The 9,804-nt window shown below is 74.9% G+C and carries 7 protein-coding genes and 1 pseudogene; 6 read left to right on the top strand and 2 right to left on the bottom strand.

Features of this window, described 5'->3' with window-relative positions:
- On the bottom strand, window positions 1-412 hold a 412-nt coding region (locus tag E1166_RS26715; protein ID WP_243710533.1), incomplete at its 3' end, for a plasmid pRiA4b ORF-3 family protein.
- 174 nt (window positions 413-586) lie between these two features.
- Between E1166_RS26715 and E1166_RS26720 the strand changes: the two genes are divergently transcribed.
- Complete coding sequence (locus tag E1166_RS26720; RefSeq protein WP_132342701.1) at window positions 587-1,342, top strand: pyrimidine reductase family protein; 756 nt, start codon at window positions 587-589, stop codon at window positions 1,340-1,342.
- Window positions 1,343-1,378: 36 nt separating this feature from the next.
- On the top strand, window positions 1,379-1,840 hold the full coding sequence (locus tag E1166_RS26725; RefSeq protein WP_132342702.1) for a hypothetical protein: 462 nt from the start codon (window positions 1,379-1,381) through the stop codon (window positions 1,838-1,840).
- Here E1166_RS26725 and E1166_RS26730 read toward each other — a convergent pair.
- Window positions 1,770-3,401 (bottom strand): hypothetical protein, encoded by a 1,632-nt coding sequence (locus E1166_RS26730; RefSeq protein WP_132342703.1) that lies wholly within the window; start codon window positions 3,399-3,401, stop codon window positions 1,770-1,772. The two genes, E1166_RS26725 and E1166_RS26730, sit on opposite strands and share 71 nt — an antisense overlap.
- 215 nt (window positions 3,402-3,616) lie before the next feature.
- Between E1166_RS26730 and E1166_RS26735 the strand changes: the two genes are divergently transcribed.
- The 4 genes and pseudogenes from E1166_RS26735 to E1166_RS26755 all read left to right on the top strand — a co-directional run.
- A complete protein-coding gene (locus E1166_RS26735; RefSeq protein ID WP_132270318.1) occupies window positions 3,617-5,365 on the top strand; it encodes an ATP-binding protein in 1,749 nt (582 codons plus the stop codon).
- Between the two features lie 353 nt (window positions 5,366-5,718).
- Complete coding sequence (locus tag E1166_RS26745; RefSeq protein ID WP_132342705.1) at window positions 5,719-6,867, top strand: exonuclease SbcCD subunit D; 1,149 nt, start codon at window positions 5,719-5,721, stop codon at window positions 6,865-6,867.
- Window positions 6,867-9,341 (top strand): SMC family ATPase, encoded by a 2,475-nt coding sequence (locus E1166_RS26750; protein ID WP_132342706.1) that lies wholly within the window; start codon window positions 6,867-6,869, stop codon window positions 9,339-9,341. Before E1166_RS26745 ends, E1166_RS26750 begins: the two co-directional genes overlap by 1 nt.
- 58 nt (window positions 9,342-9,399) lie before the next feature.
- Window positions 9,400-9,804, top strand: a pseudogene (locus E1166_RS26755) (hypothetical protein); the annotation flags it as partial.

Raw genomic sequence — 9,804 nt, forward strand, 5'->3', positions numbered from 1 at the left:
CCGGCCCACCGACCCCCTCCGGTGGCCCGGCCCGCTCCCCGTCCAGGCAGACCGGGTAACGCCGGGCGGGATCGGCGCTCTGCACGTCCTCCACCAGCAGGTCGTGCTCCCACCAGTCCTCGAAGTCGTAGACGTAGCGCACCCGGCTGCCCCGACCGGCCACCGCGTCCAGCCGGACGTCCAACTCGTCGCGCACGGCCAACTCGTCGTCGGGATCCGGCTCCCCGTACTGCGTCCCGTCGATCTCGAAGGAGTGCAGCCGGCAGTCCCACCAGCCGACGGAGTGCTGCACCACCCGGTGCACCCGGTCCAGGGTGAAACCGCCCGGGATCTGCACCCGCCGCCAGACCACCGGACGGACTCCGGCCACCGTGATGCGTACCTGCAGGATCCGCCGCGGCGAGGTGGTCACGGAGTACATCTACCACGCGCACGCCCCTCGTCCCACCGTCCGGCACTAGGCTGCCGACATGATCTGCCCAGCGTGCCGGGAACGGCGGCACGACGACTGCCCCGGCCGGACGTGGTGCGACTGCCAGCACCGCGCCCCCGAGCCCACCCCTCCGGTCACCGGCCCGGCGGGCGAATGAGCGCCGGCACCACGATCCGCCGGATCTGGCCGACGCCGTCCTCCGGTCCGCTGGACGACGCGGAGCTGACCCGCCTGTACGGTCGGGCGGACCATCCCCGTCTGCGGGTGAACTTCGTGACCAGCCCGGACGGGGCGGTGAGCCTGGACGGCTACTCCGCCGGCCTCTCCGGGGTACCGGACAAGCGGGTCTTCGGACTGCTGCGGATGCTCTGCGACGGGCTGGTGGTGGCCGCCGGCACGCTGCGCCACGAGGGCTACCGGGCGGTACGGCTCAGCGGGCCGCGCCGGGCCTGGCGACGCGATCACGGCCTGGCCGAGTACCCGACGCTGGTCGTGGTCTCCCGCTCGCTGGCACTCGACCCGGCGCAGCCCGCGCTCGCCGACGCCCCGGTGCGGCCCGTCGTGCTGACCACCGGGGCGGCGACGGCACCGGCCGGGCTCGCCGACGTGGTCGACCTGGTCCGCCTCGGCGACGACACCGTCGACCTCGCCGCCGCCCTGACCGACCTACGCCGGCGGGGCCTGGGGCAGCTGCTCTGCGAGGGCGGACCGCAGCTGTTCGGCGCGCTCACCGCCGCGGACCTGGTCGACGAGCTCTGCCTGACCGTCTCGCCGCTGCTCGCCGGGGCCGGCCCCGGACGAATCACCGCCGGCGGCCCCAGCGCACCCCGGGCCCTGGGGCTGCGGCACGTGCTCGCCGCCGACGACGGGGTGCTGCTGCTGCGTTACGTCCGCGCCGCGCGCGAGTAGGCCCGCTGCCTGCCCGGTCGCCTCTAGGCTGGGGAAATGGGCTCCACCGCGGTCATCGACGGCACCGGCACGGCCCGGCCGCCCCGGCTCGCCGGCGGCCTCCTCGTCGTCGGCGGCGGCGTGGACGTGCTGTCGGCATGGGCGCAGACCGTCGGCGACCCGTTCGTCGCCGTCGGCGAGGGAGGCGTGCGGCACCTCGACGTCACCGGTTGGGCCTGGTTGAACGTGGGAGTCGGCGCGGCGGTAACCCTGGCCGGGCTGCTGGTGCTCACCGGCCGGCGGGGCACCCTGCCGGCGGCCGGCGGCTGCGCCGCGCTGGCGATTCTCGTCGGCGTGCTGCTGTTCCCGTACGACCCGATCCGGACGCTGCTGGTGGTGGGGCTCGACGGCGCGGCCGTCCGGCTGCTGCTGCGCCACCGGCGGCGGCTCAGCGCGACTCGCATTTCCGGCCCGTCCGTGCCGGGTCCCCCTCCCGGGTCGCCGCCCAGATCGGGTTGACCGAGGCCGCCAGCGACGGCGCCTGCCAGGCCGCGCCCAACCGCTGGAGGAACCTGTACTCCGACCGGAGGCGACGCACCGGCCCACCGGCCAGGAAGTCGGTCACCCGATCGCCGGCGATCTGTCCGCCCACCACCCCGCCGTGCAGCGCCGGCTGCTCGTAGACCGGAATCTGGCTGTACTCCCCGGGTGGGGCCTCGGCGGCACTGACGGTGGGCAGGAAGGCGATCATCCGTACCCCGGCGACGGGGCAGAGGGTGCGGTTGCGGTAGAAGGGTGCCTCGGCCAGCAGCGAGCGCACGAACGGCGAGTCGGGAACGTCCTTGTGCTCCTGGGGCAGGTTCGCCAGCCAGAAGATCCCGCGCAGCTGCCAGCCGGTCGCCACGCCCCAGCCCTCGTGGCCCGGTGGCGGATAGTAGGCCCGCCCGGGCTGCACCAGCGGGTCGAACAACACCACGGCCGTCACCGGCCCGGAGGGCAGCCGCTCCAGGAAGGTCCGGGCCACCATGGCGCCCTCACTCTCGCCGACCAGTGCGATCGGCCGGCGGGTGCGCTTGTGCAGCGCGTCCACCTGTGCGGCGAGCAGGGCGCTGCTGGAGTCCAACGACTGGTGGGTGGCGTCCGGCTCGTACGGCAGGGGCCGGCCCTGGGCGTCCAGTCCCCGGTAGGAGAACCGCTCCACCCGGGGGTCGGCGGCCGGGCTGCCGTCCCAGTGCGAGTGGTGTCCGCCCAGCACGATCACCGCCTGCGGCACCTTCGCCGGCAGCGGCTCGGCCAGGATGGGCGGACGCCAATCCACGTTCTCTCCGCCGCCGATGGCCCCGATCAGCGCCGGGGTCCACACCGCGCCGGCCATGGCGAGCACGACGGCGACCGGCGCCACCGGCACCCGGGCCCACCGGACCCGGGCGGGCAGCACCGCCGCAGCCACCGTCCGCTGCCACAGCAGCCCGTTCACCACCCCGGCCAGGGCCGCCACGGGCAGCATCCAACCGCCCGGAGACCAGGCCATCAGCGCGCCGGCCAGGGTCAGCACCACGAAGTTGAGCCAGGCCCACCCGGCCAGCTCGATGGTGGGCAGCCCGCGCCACCAGTCCGGCACCACGCCGGCCCGGACCAGGAACGGGGCGAGCAGCAGCAGCGGCCCCAGCGAGGCGAACAGATACCAGCTCAGCGACACCACGGAGAAGGCCACCGAGAGGGCGGCCCAGGGCGAGACCACCACCGCGGCCAGCAGCGCGACCTCCAGGTTGCGCCGGACCAGCCAGCCCCGGTCCGGCCGGGGCACCCCGGCCGGCCAGGCCAGCAGGGTCAGCGCCACCGAGAGCAGCCCGCGCAGCAGGGTCACCCCCAGCAGGCCGACCAGGAAACTCTCCCACGAGTTGTGGTAGACCAGCAGCCAGCGCAGATCGTGGTACGAGTCGTACGGCCAGATCGCGGTCACCTGCGGCGGCAGGCCGTCGGCGGCGCGCAGGCCGACGGCGAGCAGCACCGCCGCCTCCAGCACCGGGAGCAGCGCACTGAGCAGCAGCAGCGTGACCAGTCGCCCTCTGGACCTCATGCCTCACCCCACTCGCCGCTTGTCGTCAGGATCTCGCGGAACGCCGCCGGCCGGGGCGGAAACGGCCACGCTGCGTCGCCTGCCGGCGACAGTCCGCCAGCGGGTCGAGCGGGCCGGGTGGCGTCCGCCGCGTCGCGTGGCGACCTGTCGTACTCCTCCGGCAGGATGCAGGGCGTGCGCCCTGACCGAGACGAGCAGCTGACCGGAGCCCGACGATGACCGACGACCTGCTCGACGGCCCGGGCGAGGCGGTCGGCCGGGTGCTCGGCACCGCCGACGCCACCCCGCTGACGTTCTGGACCGCCGTCTCCCCCGACAGTTACCTGCAACTCGACGACGTGGTGGTCACCCGCCGCGAGCTGCCCGACCGGGAACCGGTGACCATCGCCGGGGTGGTCACCCAGGTCCGGGCCCGGCACGAGGGCGCCCAGTTCGACTCGGACGTCTTCGCCATCGCCGACGGCACCCTCCCCGCCCAGGTGCAGGAGGCGGCCGAGGTCACCACCACCCGGGTCGACCCGGAGCTCTACGTGCCGCCCGCGCCGGGCGCGGCGGTCTACCGGGCCGAGGGCGACGCCCGTGCCCGGGCGCTGCACTTCGACCGGATGGAACGCCGGATCCCGATGGGCATGGGGCGCGACGGCGTCCCGGTCTACCTCAACGCCGACTTCCTCGACGGCACCCGGGGCGCGCACGTCTCGATCTCCGGCATCTCCGGCGTGGCCACCAAGACCAGCTTCGCCACCTTCCTGCTCTACTCGGTGTTCCGGTCCGGCGTGCTCGGCGGCGACGCGGTCAACGCCAAGGCGCTGATCTTCAACGTCAAGGGCGAGGATCTGCTCTTCCTCGACCACCCCAACACCCGCCTCGACGATGTCACCCGGGCCGGGTACGCCAAGCTCGGGCTGGACGCCGGGGCCTTCCCCGACGTACGGGTGTACGCCCCGCCCCGGGTCGGTGACTCCGCCGGCACGCCCGACGTGAGCAGTCGGCTCACCGGGGTGGACAGCTTCTACTGGACGCTGAGCGAGTTCTGCGCCGACCGACTCCTGCCGTACGTCTTCGCCGACGCCGACGACGAACGCCAGCAGTACACGATGGTGGTCCACTCGGTCGCCGCCCACCTGGCCCGGTACGCCCAGCCCGCCGACGGCGGGGTGAGCGTCGACGGCGTCCGCCTGGGGTCGTACGCGGATCTCGTCGACCACATCGTCGAGCAGCTCAACGACGACGAGACCCGCAGCGACTGGGCGGGCAGCGCGGTCGGCCTGGGCACGGTCAACGCCTTCGCCCGGCGGTTGATCGGCAGCAAGAAGGACCTGGGCCGGCTGATCCGCGGTGACCTGTCCACCCGCCGCCCGCACAGCATCAACACCGCGGAGAGCGCCCAGGTCACCGTGGTCGATCTGCACAACCTGCCGGACCGCGCGCAACGTTTCGTGGTCGGCGTGACCCTCAAGAGCGAGTTCGAGCGGAAGGAGAAGGCCGGCACTGCCAAGCCGCTGCTCTTCGTCGTCCTGGACGAGCTCAACAAGTACGCTCCGCGCGAGGGCTCCTCCCCGATCAAGGAGGTGCTGCTCGACATCGCCGAGCGGGGCCGCTCGCTGGGGGTGATCCTGGTCGGCGCGCAGCAGACGGCCAGCGAGGTGGAACGCCGGATCGTCACCAACTCGGCGATCCGGGTGGTCGGCCGGCTCGACCCGGCCGAGGCGTCCCGACCCGAGTACGGCTTCCTCCCGCCGGCCCAGCGGCAGCGTGCGCTGCTGGCCAAGCCGGGCACCATGTTCGTCAACCAGCCCGACATCCCGGTCCCGCTCTGCCTGGAGTTCCCCTTCCCGGCCTGGGCGACCCGGGTCTCCGAGGCGGGTCGGCCGCCGTCGCAGACGCTGCGCTCGATCACCCAGTCGGCCGACCCGTTCGCGGTGGTCGGCTCGGGCTCGTCCGACGACGACATCCCGTTCTAGGGGCTACCGGTGAGCGCGAGGAGTGAGCCTGCGAGCCCCGCAGTCGCGAACGAAAGGCCGGCACCGGTGAGCGCGAGGAGTGAGCCTGCGAGCCCCGCAGTCGCGAACGAAAGGCCGGCACCGGTGAGCGCGAGGAGTGAGCCTGCGAGCCCCGCAGTCGCGAACGAAAGGCCGGCACCGGTGAGCGCGAGGAGTGAGCCTGCGAGCCCCGCAGTCGCGAACGAAAGGCCGGCACCGGTGAGCGCGAGGAGTGAGCCTGCGAGCCCCGCAGTCGCGAACGAAAGGCCGGCACCGGTGAGCGCGAGGAGTGAGCCTGCGAGCCCCGCAGTCGCGAACGAAGGGTCGGCACAGCCATGAGGATCCTGCACACCTCGGACTGGCACGTCGGCAAGGTGCTCAAGGGCCAGTCCCGCGCCGAGGAGCACAAGCAGGTGCTGGCCAACGTCATCGAGATCGCGGTCGCCGAACGACCCGACCTGGTGATCGTCGCCGGTGACCTGTACGAGACCGCCGCCCCCACCGCGGAGGCGACCCGGCTGGTCACCCGGGCGTTGACGGCGCTGCGACGAACCGGCGCGGACGTGGTGGCGATCGGCGGCAACCACGACAACGGCGCGGCGTTGGACGCGCTGCGCCCCTGGGCCGAGGCGGCCGGCATCACCCTGCGCGGCAGCGTCCGGGAGAACCCGGCCGAGCACGTGATCGACGGCGTGACCCGCGACGGGGAGCGCTGGCAGCTCGCCGCGCTGCCCTTCCTGTCGCAGCGGTACGCCGTCCGCGCGGTGGAGATGTACGACCTGACCGCCGCCGAGGCCACCCAGACGTACGCCGACCACCTGGGGCGGGTGCTCACCCGGCTGACCGAGGGGTTCGCCGAGCCGGACCGGGTGCACCTGGTCACCGCCCACCTGACCGTGGTCGGGGCATCCACCGGCGGCGGTGAGCGGGACGCGCACACCGTGCTCGGCTACGCCGTACCGGCCTCGGTCTTCCCCGGCACCGCGCACTACGTGGCGTTGGGCCACCTGCACCGCGCCCAGCGGGTGAACGGGCCCTGCCCGGTGCGCTACAGCGGCAGCCCGATCGCGGTCGACTTCGGCGAGCAGGAGAACGTCCCTTCGGTGACGCTGGTCGAGGTCACCGCCCGCACCGCCGCCCAGGTGCGGGAGGTGCCGGTGGCGGCGGCGGTGCCGCTGCGTACGGTCCGGGGCACCCTCGCGCAGCTCGCCGAGGCGACCCCGCCGCCGGGCTGGCTGCGGGTGTACGTGCGCGAACACCCCCGCGCCGGGCTGCGTGAGGAGGTCCAGGAGCTGCTCCCCCGCGCCCTGGAGATCCGGATCGACCCGGAGCTGGTCCCCGCACCCGGCAGCGGGGCCCGCACGGCGCAGCGGGCCGGCCGGTCCCCCCGGCAGTTGTTCGCCGACTACCTGGACAGCCGGGGCCACGACGACGAGGGGGTGCGGGAGCTCTTCGACGAGCTCTTCGAGGAGGTGGACCGCTGATGCGTCCGATGCGGCTGGACATGGCGGGCTTCACCGTCTTCCGCGACGAGACCACCGTCGACTTCACCGACGCGGACTTCTTCGCCCTGGTCGGCCCGACCGGTGCGGGAAAGTCCACCGTGCTGGACGCGATCTGTTTCGCCCTCTACGGCACGGTGCCCCGCTGGGGCGGTGCCCGGGGGCTCGCCAACGCGCTCGCGCCGTCGGCCACCGAGGCCCGGGTCCGGCTGGTCTTCGAGTCCGCCGGGGACCGCTACGTGGCCACCCGGGTGATCCGCCGCGACGGCCGGGGCACCGTCAAGACCGCCAACGCCGGGTTGCAGCTCATGCCGCCCGGTTTCGACATCAGCAAGCTCGACACCGGGCTCAGCCCGGAAGACCTGGGCGAGGTGGTGGCCGGCACCCCCGCCGAGATGGAGGAGGCGGTGCTGGCGGCGGTCGGGCTGCCGTACGAGCAGTTCACCTCCTGTGTGGTGCTGCCGCAGGGGCAGTTCGCCGACTTCCTGCACGCCAAGCCGGCGACCCGGCAGCAGATCCTGGTCAACCTGCTCGGCCTCGGCGTCTACGAGCAGGTGCAGAAGCGCGCCACGGAGCGGGCCGGGCAGGCCGAGGCGAAGGTGGAGGCGGTCGACCGGATGCTCGCCGGGCTGACCGACGTCGACGACGCGACGCTGGAAGCGGCGTCCGCGCAGGTACGGCGGATGCGGGAGCTGGCCGGGTCGGTCGTCGCGGCCGTGCCGGAGCGGGACCGGGCGCGGGCGGCGGCGCGGACGGCGGCGGCGGCCCTGGCCGATCTGGACGCCGACCTGGCCGGGCTGGCCGGGGTGCGCGCGCCGGACGGGGTGACCGAGGTGGCCCGCGCGGTGACCGTCGCGCGTTCGGCGGTCGAGGACGCCGCGGGCGCGGTGACGCTGGCCGAGGAGCGTGAGGAGAAGCTCCGCGGCGAGCTGGCCGGGCTCGGCGACGAGAGCAGCCTCCGGCTGCTGCTGCGCGCGTACGCCGACCGGGAGAAGCTCGCCGTCGAGACCGAGACGGTCCGTGCCGCGGTCGGGGCGGCCCGGGCCGAGCACGAGGCGGCGGTGGCGGCGCTGGAAGCGGCCCGGGAGACGGCGGCGCGGGCCGAGGCCGACCTGGAGGCCGCGTTCCGCGCCCACGAGGAGGCGAAGGCCACCGACCAGGCGGCCGCGTTGCGGACGCACCTCACCGACGGGGCGAGGTGCCCGGTCTGCGAGCAGACCGTGGCCCGGGTGCCGCCGGTACCGGCGGGCTCGGCGGTGGCGGCGGCGACCGCCGCCGGCAGGGCCGCGCGGGCCGCCACGAAGGCCGCCCAGGCTCTGGTCGAGCAGCGCGACGCCGCGGCCCGGGAACTCGAACGGGTGCTGGTGCACGCCCGGGCCCGGCAGGACCAGCTCACCTCCCGGCTGTCCGAACTGGACGGCCAGCTCGCCGGGGCCGCCACCCCGGCCACGCTGCGTGCGACGCTGGACGAGCACGCCCGGCTGCGCCGGGTGATGGACGAGGCCGCCGCGGCGGTCCGCGCCGGGCGCGAGGCCGCCCGCCGGGCCCGGGGCGCGCTGGACGCGGCCGAGGAACGGTTACGCGGCGCCTGGCGGGGTTTCGACGCCGCCCGTGACGGGCTGGCCCGGTTCGGTCCGCCGGCCGCCGACCGGGACGACGTCGCCGGGGCCTGGGCCACCCTGGTCGGGTGGGCCACCGATCAGGCCCGGCTGCGGCAGGCCGAGCGGCCCGGGCTGGCCGACGCGGTGGCCCGGGCCGAGGCGGACGCGGCGGCGGCCGAGGACCGGATCGTGGCGCTGCTCGCCGACGCCGGGCTGCCCCACGACGACGACCCGGTCCGGGCCGTCGCGGTGGCGACGGAACGCGCCGAGGCGGAGCAGCGGCGGCTGGCGGAACGCCGTGAGCAGGCCGCCGAGCTCCGTGAGCAGCGGACGGAGCACGAGCGGCGGGCACGCACCGCCCGGGCCCTCGCGGGGCACCTGCGGGCCAACAACTTCGAACGGTGGCTGCTCGCCGAGGCGCTCGACCTGCTGGTGGAGGGTGCCTCGCGGATCCTGCGCGACCTGTCCCAGGGCCAGTACGACCTGGTGCACGACAAGGGCGAGTTCTTCGTGGTTGACCACCACGACGCGGGGCTGCGCCGGGGGGTGCGCACCCTGTCCGGTGGTGAGACGTTCCAGGCGTCGCTGGCCCTGGCGCTGGCCCTGTCCGAGCAGCTCGCCGGCATGTCCACCACGGCGGCGAGCCTGGAGTCGATCGTGCTGGACGAGGGCTTCGGCACACTGGACGCGGCCACCCTGGACACCGTCGCGGCGACCCTGGAGGGCCTGGCCGCCCGGGGCGACCGGATGGTCGGCGTGGTCACCCATGTGCCGGCGCTGGCCGAACGGATCCCGGTGCGCTTCGAGGTCCGCAAGGACGCCCGTACGGCCCGCGTCGAACGGACCGGCCTGTGAGCCCGGACGCGCGGTACCCTGCGCTGGTGGCGGCAGGCACGGCGGGGCGGGCGGCGGGGTGACCGGGCCGCGGCTGTTCGTCGACGCGTGGGACCCGTCGTACGGCGCGTCGTTCGAGGTGGCGCCGGGCGGGCCGGCGGCCCCGAGCAGCGCCCAGGTCGACGCGGACGTCGAACTCGCGGCGGTGGACTGGCGGGCGATCGGTCCCCGCCCGGGGCTGCGCGCACCGGACGTGGTGCTGCTGGTCGACGGGGTACGCCGGATCGACGCCAGCGTCTGGACGGCCGAGGAGGACGGCGGGTCGTACCCGGGTGTGGCTGCCTCGTACGCGGCCGGGGTGGTCCGCTGCGACCTGGAGCGCGGGGCGGCGGAGTTGGCCGGGGCGAAGGTCGGCCGGGGCCTGTTCACCGCCAGCCCGTCGGCGCGGGAGGTGGTCTGCGGGCGGGTGCGCTACCCGGTGCAC

The organism is Micromonospora sp. KC213 (assembly GCF_004348325.1).
In the GTDB taxonomy this organism is placed as follows: Bacteria; Actinomycetota; Actinomycetes; order Mycobacteriales; family Micromonosporaceae; genus Micromonospora.

What these genes read in the sequence shown, in the direction of transcription:
- E1166_RS26720 (WP_132342701.1), top strand. Translation starts at nt 587, where the DNA reads ATGAGCGCCGGCACCACGATCCGCCGGATCTGGCCGACGCCGTCCTCC.
- E1166_RS26725 (WP_132342702.1), top strand. Translation starts at nt 1,379, where the DNA reads ATGGGCTCCACCGCGGTCATCGACGGCACCGGCACGGCCCGGCCGCCC.
- E1166_RS26730 (WP_132342703.1), bottom strand. Translation starts at nt 3,401, where the DNA reads ATGAGGTCCAGAGGGCGACTGGTCACGCTGCTGCTGCTCAGTGCGCTG.
- E1166_RS26735 (WP_132270318.1), top strand. Translation starts at nt 3,617, where the DNA reads ATGACCGACGACCTGCTCGACGGCCCGGGCGAGGCGGTCGGCCGGGTG.
- E1166_RS26745 (WP_132342705.1), top strand. Translation starts at nt 5,719, where the DNA reads ATGAGGATCCTGCACACCTCGGACTGGCACGTCGGCAAGGTGCTCAAG.
- E1166_RS26750 (WP_132342706.1), top strand. Translation starts at nt 6,867, where the DNA reads ATGCGTCCGATGCGGCTGGACATGGCGGGCTTCACCGTCTTCCGCGAC.